This is a genomic window from Methanohalobium sp., assembly GCF_018609725.1.
Classification (GTDB): Archaea; Halobacteriota; Methanosarcinia; order Methanosarcinales; family Methanosarcinaceae; genus Methanohalobium.
On sequence record NZ_JAHENT010000024.1, the window covers coordinates 1 to 13,237 of the forward strand.

Below are 13,237 nucleotides of genomic sequence, written 5' to 3' on the forward strand. Positions count from 1 at the left end.
AATTAGTATTTTTTTGTTTTTTATGTCCACGCCAGCATCTGCAATTGCACGTCTGGCTCCAACTCCATCGGTGTTATAACCAATCATCTCATTTTCATTCCTGAAATCGATTGTATTAACTGCACCGATTCTGGAAGCTAACGGGTCGGTATTAACAAATTTAATCGCTTCCTGTTTCAAGGGTACAGTAATATTTACTCCACCAAAACCCATAGCACTGGCTCCATTAAGAGCGTATTCAAGCGATTTTTTGTCAACTCTGAACGCATGATATATACTATCCGTTCCAAGTTCTGAAAATGCAGCATTATGCATATCTGGGGATAGAGAATGTTCCACCGGGTCACCAAAAACACCAAAAACAGTTTTCATAAAACCAGCTCCATGAATTCTTTTAGTTTATCAACTCTCAGTTGTCCGGGGGCAACAGCACTTGTAACAGAACCATAAGTTAGAACAGAACCATAACAAGGAGATATTATCCTTGAATGTTTTCCAATTTCACCCATGGCAATGGTAGATATGGGTTTTGTTGAGTCAGAGGTGACCTGTAATAGGTTTAAAACATCCTGTAATGATTTCGGCATAACTGCCAGTTTAGCAATATCTGCACCACTGTTATGGCAGTTGTCAAGTATTGTTCTCATCTCTTTAACAGAAGGAGTGGATGTAAAACAATGAGATGAAACAATAACATTCACATCGGTATTTGCGGCACTTTTTATTATCCAGTCTTTTTCGGGTGCTGACAGTTCAATATCCACAGCATCTACAGAAGGGATGATGTCCAGAAGAAGTTTAATCCTGTCCTTTTCTGTACCCTGCCAATCACCTCCTTCTTGTCCAGACCTTAAAGTTGCGATAAAAGGCAAATTTACTTTGTTCCTAACTTTTTCTATGATGTTCCATGCGTCTTCAGGTGTTTGAATACCCAGCAAATCAAACCTGAGTTCCAGTATATCAGATCCAAGTTGATTTGCAGCTATTGATGAATTCACAGGGTCATCGCTTATAGATGCAACAACACCTGTTTTATTTTGCAGATTTATTTCTCCTATAGATTCCCCCATTCATTAGACCCCATCTACAGTATTATTTTTCAATGATAGTTTCGTTTACTTTGGTACCAAAATGTCTTGCACCTTTTTCAAGATGTACAAGTACTTCATCACCTTTTTTCAGGTCAGAAACTGAAACCGGGTTTTTATCACTGTCCACAAGTTTTATGGTTTCAGCATTTTGCAGAATTGTTCTTAGAACCGCACCGTCTGCTTCAGCTTCTACAAGCATCAGGGGTCTTCTTTCTATTTTTACTCTGCCAACAATACCTGTTTTTTGTTTTCCGTCAGCATCTACAATAGTAACTTCATCGCCCGATTCAAGTTCTGATAGATATCTGGTTTTTTCACCTACCTGTACATAGGCATGAACTGCACCGGCATTAACCCTGAATGGACGTGAAGCAACATAGGGACTCTCTTCAGATTCTGAATGAACAAGGAAAAGACCTTTTGCTTGTGAACCAACAAGCATCCCTTCTCCTCTCTGCATCAGGTTACATGTGTCCACACATACTCTATCGCCCATACCAACCGGTTCTATTCGGGTTATTACTGCGGGTGTAAGTTCGGTCTTTGAAATTTCTGATTTTTCAGCAATTCCTATAGTTTCTTTGATTGTGTTCGGATCATCCGAATCAAGAAGTACCCCGTCAGAACCGTGTTCAAGAGTTTCCAGAGCAATATTTGCTTCTTCAGAAGTTTTCACTCCTGATATTATCTGAACCTCTTTATCCTGAAGTTTTGCAATCAGATTTTCAAGCGGTATTACCTGCCAGTCTATTCCGATGGTGATAACATAGTCGCAGATTTCACCCAGTTCCACTGCAAAATTTTCGTAATCTTTGTTTTTGATTACCACATAACCTGCAACTTTTTTACCTTTCTCTTTAAGCTGGTTTATGGTTGTTATGTCCCATGAACCTGAAAAATCAGATGGTAGTGGTTTTGTACCGTCTCCTTCTCCTCCTTTTCCGACAACCACTATATCAGCATCTGATGTTGAATCACCAAACGCTGCAACATTAATATTACCCAGTTTCCTGACCTTGTCAACATCTTCAGAATTGACAAGCACACAATCTGCACCGGATTCAAGTCCGTTGATAACCTTGTTTTTACGGTTTTCCCAGTTGCCTTTATCCGCTTTTATCCAGATGGATTTGTTTTTATCGCTCATGATTGGCCTATGGATTTAAACTGATTTTATATTTTCGAAATCATTTGAGCATTTCCAGTGCTTCATCTACTGATTTGTTTTTATGCACTATCTCAGTTATGGCTCTTGTCATATTGACAGGGTCATCATGCTGGAATGTATTTCTCCCTATAGCAACACCTCTTGCACCGGCTTCCATGGAACCGCGTATCATTTCCAGGAACTCACGGTCGGTTTCAGTTTTGGGTCCACCTGCGGTTATTACTGGTACTGGGCATCCTTTAACAACATCTTTGAATGATTCTGGGTCACCGGTATAGTTTGTTTTTATAACATCAGAACCGAGTTCAGCTCCTACCCTTGCAACATGAGCAACCAGTTCAGGGTCATTTGAATTCTGAATGTTTTTACCTCTTGGATACATCATGGACAAAAGTGGTATACCCCATCTATCGCACTGTTTGGCGACATGTCCCAGCTTTTTCAACTGGTCGGCTTCGGTTTCAGAACCGATGTTTACGTGTATGGACACAGCATCCGCACCCATTTTAACAGCTTCTTCTACAGTGCATGTAAGAACTTTATCATTAGGGTCAGGTCCAAGTGATGTGGAAGCACTCATATGTACTATAAGTCCTACGTCAAGTCCATATCCTCTATGTCCGTGGGTAACCATTCCTTTTTGCATCAGGACTGCATTTGCACCGCCTTCTGCAACTTTGTTTATCGAGTCACTGATATTTGATAGTCCTTTTATGGGTCCAACGGTTATACCATGATCCATTGGTATAATGACCATGTTTCTGCTCTCTCTGTCCATTATCCTTTCAATTCGTATATTTTTGCCAATTTCAGTCATTTCTAATCCCTGTTCTCCATTTATTTTATCATGTCAATTAAATTTACTAACTCTTTCCATGATACTATGTCACACTATAACACGGTTTTAATATTTAAAATTTTTCTGTAGTTTCAAATGAAAATAACCAGCATAAAATTAATAAATCACCATTACCTCTGGAACAAATATCATGGAAGAATTAAAGATTCTTGTTGTAAATAACCACGGACAATTCTGCCATCTTATCCATCGAACAGTTAGAGACCTTGATATGGATACAAAAATTGTATCAAATACCCTCTCAGTGGATGACATCCTTGAAGAAGAGCCACAAGGTCTGATTTTAAGTGGAGGACCCACAATGGATAGAATTGGCAACTGTAGAGAATATGTGGAAAATATTGATGTGCCTATTCTTGGAATATGTCTCGGGCATCAGCTTATAGCAAAGACATTCGGTGGTGAGTACGGTACTGGAAATCATGGTGGTTATGCATCCATAGATGTGGAAATAATCGAAGAGAACGATATTTTAAAGGGATTTGGTTCCAGTATCTCCACATGGGCATCTCATGCAGATGAGGTAACCCGGATGCCTGACAATTTCCTTAAACTTGCACGCTCACAATACTGTGAAACCGAAGCCATGAAACATCCAGAAAGACCTATATATGGAGTACAGTGGCACCCAGAAGTAGCACATACAGAAAAAGGAGAAGAACTGTTCCTGAATTTCCTTGAAACCTGTGATAATTACTAAATATTAAAAATATCAAACCAAGCCTGGAATACTAATTACTGCATTCCAAACTTTTTCATCATCTTTTTCATATTAAATTTCCCTGCACCGCGGAAATTTTTCATGGCGTTTTGCATTGTTTTGTGATATTTCAGAAGCTCCCTTACATCATCGGGTTTGCTTCCAGAACCTCTTGATATTCTTTTGATACGGGAACTTCCGATGAGTTTAGGGTCGTCCATTTCGTCTTCTGTCATTGAATCCATTATGATTCTGTAGCGTGATAACTTTTCACTGGTGACTTGGAATTGTTCTTCGGATATGTTTTGCCCCATTCCGCCGGGCATCATCTGCATAACCTGTTTAAGGGGTCCCATTTTGTTTACAGCTTCAAGCTGTTTGTACATATCTTTTAGTGTAAACCGGCCCTGCATCATCGATTCAACATCAAGTTCATCTTCACTCAATGACTCTTCAGCTTTTTCTATAAGGCTTCGAATGTCACCCATTCCAAGCAAACGGGATATAAAACGGTCGGGTTCAAATTTTTCAAGGTCACCACTCGTCTCGCCAACACCTATGAATGCAATAGATGAATTCGTTTCAGATACTGCAGAGAGAGCTCCTCCACCTTTTGCAGTACCATCAAGTTTTGTAATGACAACACCTGATATGCCTATTGATTCATTAAAGGCTCTTGCCTGTTCACTTGCCTGCTGTCCTATAGCAGCATCAAGAACCAGCAATTTTTTATCCGGTTTTGCGATGGAATTTATTTGTTCCATCTCTTCAATAAGGTCCTGTTCGAGAGAGTGACGGCCGGCTGTATCTATAATCAGTACATCGTATTTTCCAAGTTTATCCATCCCTCTCTCTACAATACCGAGTGAATCTTCATTCCCTTCTTCACCATAAAAAGGGATGCTGTTTTTATCACATAACGATTTTAACTGGTGATATGCACCGGGTCTGAATGTATCAGCACAGATCACGGCGGGTTTTAGTCCTTTTTTCTGGAAGTATCTTGAAAGTTTTGAGGTTGTGGTGGTTTTACCACTACCTTGCAAACCTATCATCATTATGGTTTGGGGTTCAAGGTTTATTTCAGTACCTTCTCCTATGATGTTTATAAGTTCCTGATAAACAATTCTGATGACATGTTCTCTGGGGTTCATCCCGGAGGGCACTTCTTCCTTGAGGGCACGCTCTTTAATCTGTTTTGACATATTCATAACAAGTTGTACGTTAACATCAGCCTGCAGTAAAGCCCTCTGAATATCTTTTACTACATCATTTACGCTTTTTTCATCAATACGCCCTGTATTCACCAGTTTTTTAAGGGCGTCCTGCAAGGAACTTCCAAGTTTGTCCATCACCATTTAAAAATCGTCCCCATGAAGTTTCTTTATTATTACATTAAAACCTGTACAGTTTTATTAATCTTTTGAAAAAACCAATATAAAAAAAGTAATTGAGTAGCGGGGGATGGATTCGAACCACCGATCTACGGGTTATGAGCCCGTCGGGATCTCCTGGCTACCCCACCCCGCTATATTTTGTTTGTGAGTGAAGTAAGCAGACCATCCCAATGGTTTCTTTATTTATAAAACTTACGTCTGCATAGGTCATTAGCGTACTATACAGGACTATTATTAATGGTTAAATATGTTAATATTCATTTAAGTAGCAAAATCAAATAAATAAATATAAAATATGTTGGTGAAAATATAAAATCAGTATTGTTAACAGGCCTAAAAATCATCTAAATATAATTATCAAATATAAAGGAGATTTTTATTTGGAATCAAATGATAAATTCAAATGCGTTATAACAAACTGGGAATATATCTACAATCTTTGCAGGGACGTATCCACCGAGATAAAAAAATCAGATTTTCATCCCGATATAATAATTGCTCTTGCTCGTGGAGGATGGTTCGCAGGGCGCGTATTATGTGATTTTCTCGGACTTGATGACCTTACAAGCCTAAAAGTGGAGCATTATACCGGTACTGCAGCTATATCCGGTGAAGGAGCCCAGATTAAATATCCTATATCTTCAGATGCAGTAGAGGATAAAGATGTTTTAATTGTAGATGATATCATTGATACCGGCGAGAGTATGAAATATGCAAAGGAACATGTCCTTGAACAGAATCCCAAAGAAGTAAAAACCGCCACACTACAATATCTGTACACATCCCAAGTGGAGCCAGATTATTGGAGTGAATACATTGATGAATGGGCATGGATAGTGTTCCCCTGGAACTTTATGGAAGATATGATTAATATCATTTCAACTCTCATGAAAGACAAAAATGAACAGTTTTGGGATGTAAACACATTAAAGAGCGGTCTTTACAAATATTATTCAATCGAGCCCATTTCTTTTGAAATAGCACAGCCGGGTCGCCTAAATGAGATTATGGATGAGATGGAGCGACAGGGAAAAGTCACATCTAAGCAGTCTGATGGTAAAACAGTATGGAAACCTGTAGAATAATAATGAGGTATGCATATGGATGAAAAAGCAGACATAGCAATAATCGGCGGCAGTGGTATTTATGACCTGAGCTGGTTTGACAATGTAAGGCAGGTTGATATAGATACACCGTTTGGTAAACCATCCGATGAAATTACAATAGGTGAATATGGAGACAGAACAGTCTGTTTCCTGCCGCGTCATGATGCAGGACATCGTATATCACCCACTCAATTGAATTCCAGAGCCAATATATTTGCACTGAAAAAATTGGGAGTAAAACGTATAATATCAGCATCTGCAGTGGGGAGTTTGAAGAATGAAATATCACCACTGGACCTTGTGATACCAGACCAGATATACGATAGAACAAAATCAAGAACCAGCACATTTTTTGAGGAAGGTATTGTAGTACATGCAGGATTTGCCGACCCATTCTGCCCGGAACTGTCCGAAACAATAACCGATATAGCTCGTTCAAAGGGTTACAATGTACATGATAGTGGTACATATGTCTGTATAGAGGGACCTCAGTTTTCTACCCGGGCGGAATCCAGTGTGTATCAATCCCTTGGTTTTGATGTTATCGGTATGACTGCGTTGCCTGAAGTAAAACTTGCAAGAGAAGCTGAAATCTGTTACACAATGATTGCTACAGTAACTGATTACGATGTGTGGAAAGAACAGGACGTAGATATTGCCACAGTGGTTGAAAACACCAGAAAGAATGTGGACGCAGTAAAGGATATTGTAATCGATGCTATTGAAAAAATACCACTTGAAAGGGACTGTGTATGCAAAGATGCTCTTGAAGGCTCAATAATTACAAACCGTAACATGATACCTTATGATACAAAACGCAAACTTGAACCTCTGATTGGGAAGTATCTGGAAGAATGACCAATATTTAAATATATGTATACATCCATAATAAAAATAGGTGAATGGATGCCTCACAAATGTACCAAATGTGAACAAATTTTTGAAGATGGTAATTCGGTAATATTAAACGGATGTCCCAATTGTGGATGGAACAAGTTCCTATATGTAAGTAATGAGTCGCAAGCAGATACATCAATAGCCAACGAGGAACAACCCTCTATAGATAATAAAGCACCAGAATCTACAAATGATGAAAAATTGGTCAGAGAGGTTAATGAGGTACTGGGAACCAAAACCAGTAAATTACAAAAATCAAGTTTGATGCAGGATGATGACAGAGTGGAATCTGTTAGGATACTGGGTCCCGGTTCCTATGAATTGAACTTAAGTTCCATAATGGAACGAAAAGAAATCATTATGGCGATAAAAGAAAACGGAACCTACGCACTCCATCTTCCATCGGTGTTTGATAAAAAGAAAAAATAACTTCTTTTAAAACCTCTCTGGCACCTCTTTTCAAATTCAGTTTATTATCCATTCATGTAAACAATCTTAAAAATTTAAGTATTCCACGGAGAATCGAATGAATAACAGACCATCTGAACGATTCTGGGAACTTGATTTTTTTCGCGGAATTGGAATCATCCTGATGGTTGTATTTCATTTTCTTTATGACCTGAACTATTTTGGAGGCTATGATTTTAATCCGCATTCTGGTTTTTTACTGTTTATGGGAAGAAGTGCAGCGATAATTTTTATTTTGCTTGTTGGTATATCTCTGACAATAAGTGTATCCCGAACAAAAAAATACGCTGAAAATGTCTGGAATTTGTATCCCAAATACATCAAGAGAGGTTTGAGGATATTTGGTTGGGGTTTACTTTTAACGCTTATCACATGGATATTTATCGGTCAAGGAGTAATTGTTTTTGGAATTCTTCATTTCATAGGTATCTCAATTATTCTGGCATATCCATTTTTGCGTTTTAAATCAATGAATCTGTTGCTTGGACTTTTATTTATATTTCTGGGTTCGTATCTACAGACATTCAGTGTTGATTTTCCGTGGCTTTTGTGGCTTGGTTTTGTGCCTGAAGGATTTTATACATTTGATTATTTCCCGCTTTTCCCATGGTTTGGTGTAATTCTTATAGGCATATTTACAGGAAACCTCTTATACCCCAACTACACCCGAAAATTTAGTATTATGGACCTGTCCCGCAACTTTCCGATAAATATGTTTTGTTTGATGGGAAGATATTCTCTTTTTATATATCTCATCCATCAGCCGTTTTTGATTATTATCCTATACTTGCTCGGATTTTTGGGTACAAGTACGATAACCATTTAACTTGATTAAAAAAAGTCAGTAATCATGGTCTGACCGTCTTTTATTTTGAAAAGTTTTGATACCTCAACGCCAAGTAAACGGAATTTGCAACTTCCGTTGTTTTTTATAAACTGATTCATCAATTCTTTGCTTTCTTTTTTAATAACACTTGCTTCTGATCTATAAGATACAAATGTCTTTGACCTTGTACATGTTGTAAAGTCATCCAATCTCAATTTTAGGGTTACTGTTTTGAACAGATATTTCTTTTTAACCAGTGAATTGTGAACCTCATCACTGAGTATATCGATGATTTCTTCGGCGGTTATAGGGTCGGCGATGTCCTCATCGAAAGTATCTTCTTTACTTATAGATTTTACTTCAGTTTGCTCCTCTACTTCTCTGTTATCGATTCCCTTTGCAAGTTGATATATACGAAGACCGGATTTACCAAACTTTCCTATCAGTACCTGGACATCAAAATTTTTAAGATCCCTGATGGTTTTCATACCCAGATTATCCAGTGCTTCATTTGTCTTTTTACCAACACCTGGTATCTTGGAAACCGGAAGTGGTGATAGAAAGTTTTCGACTTCCTCAGGTTTAATAGCGGTTAAACCGTCAGGTTTGTTATAATCAGAGGCTATTTTTGCTATTGTTTTGTTAGGGGCGATGCCAATGGAGCATGTAAGTTTTTCATAATTGTAGATTTCATCTTTTATCCGTTGCGCATATCTGGAAGCCTCATCATAATTTCCAACTGTTTTTCCAATTTCAAGATATGCTTCATCAACGCTAACCTGTTCGAATTTATCAGAAAATTTTTTAATTATATTCATAACTCTGGATGATACCTGTTTATAGAGTTCCATGTTAACAGGAAGGAATACAGCATGGGGGCATAGTCTGTAGGCCTTTGATACAGGCATTGCTGAACCGATTCCGTATTTTCTTGCCTCATACGAACATGTACTTACAACTCCTCTTCCTGTGCCATTTTTCGGGTCGGAACCAACAATTACAGGAAACCCCTGAAGTTCGGGGTTTTCTCTAACTTCCACAGAAGAATAAAAACTGTCCATATCTATGTGGAATTTAATACCGTTTGATGTATCATCCATAATTTGACAATTAAAATCGTTAATTGATATTTTTTATTATTCATTCAAACAAAAATATTTAAATCCCATATAGTGTTAGTTAAAACGATATAAATCCAGAGGATAATAATTGAATGATGTACCTGCTAATAGCAATAACCGCCTATATCGTAGTAATTTTCCTCACACTGCGTGATATTCGTATATATAAAAGAACAAGGTATCAATCCTACAGGAAAGGTGCAATGAAAGGTATTGCAGCAATGTTTGCTACACTGCTTGGAGCGATATTGACACTGGCAAATCCAAGTATAGGTCTTTTACTTGTTCTTATAGGGCTTTTTATAAACCGTAAAGGAGTAAGGGAAAAGGTATTTCAGAATGCAGGTACTTTGGATAGGTTCCTGGGAAAAACCGACATCGATAATCAATGATTCGATTTATCCTAAATATCGCAGAAAACTCCCTACGAAGCTGGGAGATGAATGCAATATACACTCTCGAATTACATTTACTATAACATATAAATAAAGATAAATAAAACTGTAATCCAATCAATCTCAACAGGAGTTAATTACAAAACACATAGGAGCTTGTAGGTTCATATATAACTGGGCTCTGGAAAACAAGATCAAATCTTATGAGCAGGATGGTAAAGCTGTATCAAGATTTGAGTTGAATAAACAGATAAGAGTATTAAAAGATTACTATGAATGGTTGAAAGAGATTAACTCACAATCATTGCATGGGGCTACTCTTAATCTGGAAAACGCTTTCAACAAGTTTTTCAGAGAAAAATCTGGTTTTCCAAAGTTTAAATCCAAGAAAAACCCAGTACAGTCGTTTTCTGTGCCTCAGTATTATAAAGTCGATTTTGAAAATAATAAAATATACACACCTAAAATCGGCTGGATAAAAATCAAGTTACATAGAAGGTTTGAAGGTAATGGTAAAACCGCAACTATAAAAAGAACACCGACAGGAAAACACTATATCAGTATTTTAGTCGACGATGAAAAAGAGTTACCACAAAAACAGCAATTCGACGAAAATAATACTGTTGGAATTGATGTAGGCATCAAGGATTTCGCTGTCACATCTAACGGTGAAAAAATCGATAACCCAAGATACCTGAAAAATTCGATTGAAAATTACAGAAAACTGAAACACCAGATAGCCAAGTATCATGAGAAGATTAGCAACCAGAGAAAAGATTTCCAGCATAAGTTAAGTTCCAGGTTGATAAGCGAGAACCAAGCTGTAGCACTGGAAACTTTGAATGTTAAAGGACTGCTGAAAAATCAAAATCTTGCACAACATATAACTGATGCCTCTTGGAGTAGTTTTGTACAGAAATTGGAATATAAAGCAGAATGGTATGGTAAAAATATTATCAAGATATTGCGATTCGACCCATCAAGCAAAATCTGTCATGTATGTGGATATTATCATCAGGATTTGGAACTTAGAGACAGAGAATGGGCATGTCCTGACTGCAAAACTGAACATGATAGAGACATCAACGCATCAGTTAACATTAAAAAGTTTGGTTTAGATAGACAAAACCTAATTTCACCTTCGGGATGAGGGGTAGTGCCTGTGGAGTTGTGTTCCTTAGAACAAACTATGAAACAGGAAGCTCCTCCCAAAAGGGAGGAGTAATTCACCCAAAAGGTATAAATGCAAATAATGGTTACCAATACGGCAAGATTTGAAAAACCTGTAAAAAATTATTTTATAAACAGCAAGGAGAGATATACATGGGAAATATAAGACAGACCAACATCAAAAACATATCAGAACGTTTAATTAACGACTACCAAAATGTATTTACAAAAGAGTTTGAAAAGAATAAACACCTTGTAACAAAATACAGTACAATCAAAAGCAAGGTCATCAGAAACCGTGTGGCTGGTTATATCACCCGGCGAATGTCACTCAAAACTACTATTACTGAATAAAGGTTTAAGTAGTGATACTATGTTTGAAGGTGTCATGCCGGCTCTTATCACTCCTTTTAATGAAGATGATTCTGTTAATATACAGGGGTTCAAAGACAATATCAGTTATGTTGAAAAGGGTGGTGTGTCGGGTGTAGTTACCTGTGGGACTACAGGTGAATCTGCAACACTGTCAACATCAGAGCATAAAGAACTGATAGATATAGCAGTTGAATGTGCAAATGTACCGGTTGTTGCTGGTACTGGTTCCAATAACACAGCAGAAGCATTGGAACTTACAAGATTTGCAGAAGGTGCAGGAGCAGATGGAGCGCTTCTAATTTCTCCATATTACAACAAACCCAATAACGCTGGTCTTATAAATCATTTCAAGACAGTAGCAGAAAATGTGGATATTCCAATAATATTGTACAATGTACCTTCACGAACAGGACAGGATATGCCTCTGGAAGTTATACAACAACTTTCAAAAGTGGACAACATTGTGGCAATTAAAGACGCATGCGGTGACCTTGCTAAAATGTCGCAAATGATTGAAAATACAGCTAATGAAAATTTTACTGTAATTTCCGGAGAAGATCCGTTAACACTTCCAATTCTGTCGATAGGTGGAGAAGGGGTAATTTCAGTTACTGCCAATATCATACCTGATAAAATGGTAAAACTTGTCAATGCAGCTCGGGAAAATGATATCAAAACCGCAAGACAGGTTCATTACGAGATTGCTCCACTTATACGTGCAATGTTTACGGAAACCAATCCAATACCAGTTAAACGTGCCGCTGAACTGGTAGGACTTGCCGGTGGACACCTTCGTTTACCGCTTGCACAGCTTAATAATGATAACGAGCATATTTTAACAGATGCTCTCAAAAATATGGGGTGTCTTAAATGATAAAAGCAGCAATATCCGGTGCTTATGGACGCATGGGAAAGATGTTAATTGACAACATTGTAAATTCTGATGATTTTGAATTATCAGCTGCTTTTGATATCTTCAATATCGGGAATGATGCAGGAGAGTTATCAGGAGTAGGAACAGTTGGTGTGCCCATATCAGATCCTGAAAACATGGGTGATATACTTGCTGATACAAATACTGATGTTATGATTGATTTTACAGCTCCTGATGCCACCGTTCAGAATGTGACTGCTGCATCTGAAAATGGTGTTAATCTGGTTATTGGTACCACTGGTTTTACCGAAGAGCAGAGGTATACCATTGAGCAGTTCATCATGAAAAATAACAACTCTGCAGTCATAGCGCCTAATTATTCAGTTGGTGTAAATGTATTTTTTAAGATGATAAAAGAAATGTCCAGGTATTTATCCGATTATGATGTTGAGGTACTTGAAGCACATCACAATAATAAAAAAGATGCTCCAAGTGGAACTGCTTTAAAAGCAGCAGATGTTATAAGTGAAACACTTGGCGGCAAAAAATATGTATATGGTCGTCAGGGGCATGCACCGCGCGGTGATGAAATAGGAATACATGCTATCCGCGGTGGAGATATAGTGGGTGAACATACTGTTCTTTTTGCAGGAGAAGGTGAACGCATGGAAATTAAGCATCAGGCAGGTTCAAGACAGGCGTTTGCAGGTGGAGCAATAAAAGCCGCCCGGTGGATTACAGGGGCAAAACCTGGAATCTACACCATGGAAGATGTACTCGGTTTTTAATT

The 13,237-nt window shown here is 37.9% G+C and carries 15 protein-coding genes, 1 tRNA gene and 1 pseudogene; 10 read left to right on the forward strand and 7 right to left on the reverse strand.

Annotated features, from left to right (window positions below):
• From QZ276_RS01270 to QZ276_RS01285, 4 genes are all read right to left on the reverse strand, one after another.
• Positions 1-372: shikimate dehydrogenase (locus QZ276_RS01270; RefSeq protein WP_369334622.1), on the reverse strand; the 372-nt coding region annotated here is incomplete at its 3' end.
• Positions 369-1,070, reverse strand: a complete 702-nt coding sequence (gene aroD / locus QZ276_RS01275; protein WP_292484565.1) for a type I 3-dehydroquinate dehydratase — start codon at positions 1,068-1,070, stop codon at positions 369-371. The genes QZ276_RS01270 and aroD, both read right to left, overlap by 4 nt.
• Positions 1,071-1,092: 22 nt before the next feature.
• Entirely contained in the window at positions 1,093-2,238 is a 1,146-nt protein-coding gene (locus QZ276_RS01280; protein WP_292484567.1) for a 3-dehydroquinate synthase II, read from the reverse strand.
• Positions 2,239-2,278: 40 nt separating this feature from the next.
• Positions 2,279-3,076, reverse strand: a complete 798-nt coding sequence (locus QZ276_RS01285; protein WP_292484569.1) for a 2-amino-3,7-dideoxy-D-threo-hept-6-ulosonate synthase — start codon at positions 3,074-3,076, stop codon at positions 2,279-2,281.
• Between the two features lie 172 nt (positions 3,077-3,248).
• Between QZ276_RS01285 and QZ276_RS01290 the strand changes: the two genes are divergently transcribed.
• Positions 3,249-3,818, forward strand: a complete 570-nt coding sequence (locus tag QZ276_RS01290; protein ID WP_292484571.1) for a GMP synthase subunit A — start codon at positions 3,249-3,251, stop codon at positions 3,816-3,818.
• A 35-nt stretch (positions 3,819-3,853) separates the two neighbouring features.
• Here QZ276_RS01290 and QZ276_RS01295 read toward each other — a convergent pair whose 3' ends face one another.
• Both QZ276_RS01295 and QZ276_RS01300 read right to left on the reverse strand, forming a co-directional pair.
• The gene (locus tag QZ276_RS01295) at positions 3,854-5,176 is read right to left on the reverse strand and encodes a signal recognition particle protein Srp54 (RefSeq protein ID WP_292484573.1); all 1,323 of its coding nucleotides are present in this window, start codon (positions 5,174-5,176) and stop codon (positions 3,854-3,856) included.
• A 97-nt stretch (positions 5,177-5,273) separates the two neighbouring features.
• Positions 5,274-5,348, reverse strand: a tRNA-Met gene (locus QZ276_RS01300).
• 247 nt (positions 5,349-5,595) lie between these two features.
• Between QZ276_RS01300 and QZ276_RS01305 the strand changes: the two genes are divergently transcribed.
• The 4 genes from QZ276_RS01305 (at position 5,596) to QZ276_RS01320 (ending at position 8,512) form a co-directional block, all read left to right on the forward strand.
• Positions 5,596-6,300: a phosphoribosyltransferase gene (locus tag QZ276_RS01305; RefSeq protein ID WP_292484575.1), complete on the forward strand. Its 705-nt coding sequence runs from the start codon at positions 5,596-5,598 to the stop codon at positions 6,298-6,300.
• Positions 6,301-6,315: 15 nt separating this feature from the next.
• A complete protein-coding gene (mtnP, locus tag QZ276_RS01310; RefSeq protein ID WP_292484576.1) occupies positions 6,316-7,179 on the forward strand; it encodes an S-methyl-5'-thioadenosine phosphorylase in 864 nt (287 codons plus the stop codon).
• 48 nt (positions 7,180-7,227) lie between these two features.
• The gene (locus QZ276_RS01315) at positions 7,228-7,647 is read left to right on the forward strand and encodes a Zn-ribbon domain-containing protein (RefSeq protein WP_292484623.1); all 420 of its coding nucleotides are present in this window, start codon (positions 7,228-7,230) and stop codon (positions 7,645-7,647) included.
• A 97-nt stretch (positions 7,648-7,744) separates the two neighbouring features.
• A complete protein-coding gene (locus QZ276_RS01320; RefSeq protein ID WP_292484578.1) occupies positions 7,745-8,512 on the forward strand; it encodes a heparan-alpha-glucosaminide N-acetyltransferase in 768 nt (255 codons plus the stop codon).
• Positions 8,513-8,517: 5 nt separating this feature from the next.
• Here QZ276_RS01320 and dinB read toward each other — a convergent pair whose 3' ends face one another.
• Positions 8,518-9,612 carry a DNA polymerase IV gene (gene dinB, locus QZ276_RS01325; RefSeq protein WP_292484580.1) on the reverse strand — a complete coding sequence of 365 codons (1,095 nt, stop codon included), beginning with the start codon at positions 9,610-9,612 and terminating at the stop codon, positions 8,518-8,520.
• A gap of 116 nt (positions 9,613-9,728) precedes the next feature.
• Between dinB and QZ276_RS01330 the strand changes: the two genes are divergently transcribed.
• From QZ276_RS01330 to dapB, 5 genes and pseudogenes are all read left to right on the forward strand, one after another.
• Positions 9,729-10,025 carry a hypothetical protein gene (locus QZ276_RS01330; RefSeq protein WP_292484625.1) on the forward strand — a complete coding sequence of 99 codons (297 nt, stop codon included), beginning with the start codon at positions 9,729-9,731 and terminating at the stop codon, positions 10,023-10,025.
• A 121-nt stretch (positions 10,026-10,146) separates the two neighbouring features.
• Positions 10,147-11,178: pseudogene (locus QZ276_RS01335) on the forward strand (RNA-guided endonuclease TnpB family protein); the annotation flags it as partial.
• 173 nt (positions 11,179-11,351) lie between these two features.
• Positions 11,352-11,552 carry a 30S ribosomal protein S17e gene (locus QZ276_RS01340; RefSeq protein ID WP_292484583.1) on the forward strand — a complete coding sequence of 67 codons (201 nt, stop codon included), beginning with the start codon at positions 11,352-11,354 and terminating at the stop codon, positions 11,550-11,552.
• A 19-nt stretch (positions 11,553-11,571) separates the two neighbouring features.
• Positions 11,572-12,447 (forward strand): 4-hydroxy-tetrahydrodipicolinate synthase, encoded by an 876-nt coding sequence (dapA, locus tag QZ276_RS01345; RefSeq protein ID WP_292484584.1) that lies wholly within the window; start codon positions 11,572-11,574, stop codon positions 12,445-12,447.
• Positions 12,444-13,235: a 4-hydroxy-tetrahydrodipicolinate reductase gene (gene dapB, locus QZ276_RS01350; RefSeq protein WP_292484587.1), complete on the forward strand. Its 792-nt coding sequence runs from the start codon at positions 12,444-12,446 to the stop codon at positions 13,233-13,235. The genes dapA and dapB overlap by 4 nt, the downstream gene beginning before the upstream one ends.
• Positions 13,236-13,237: the final 2 nt, after the last annotated feature.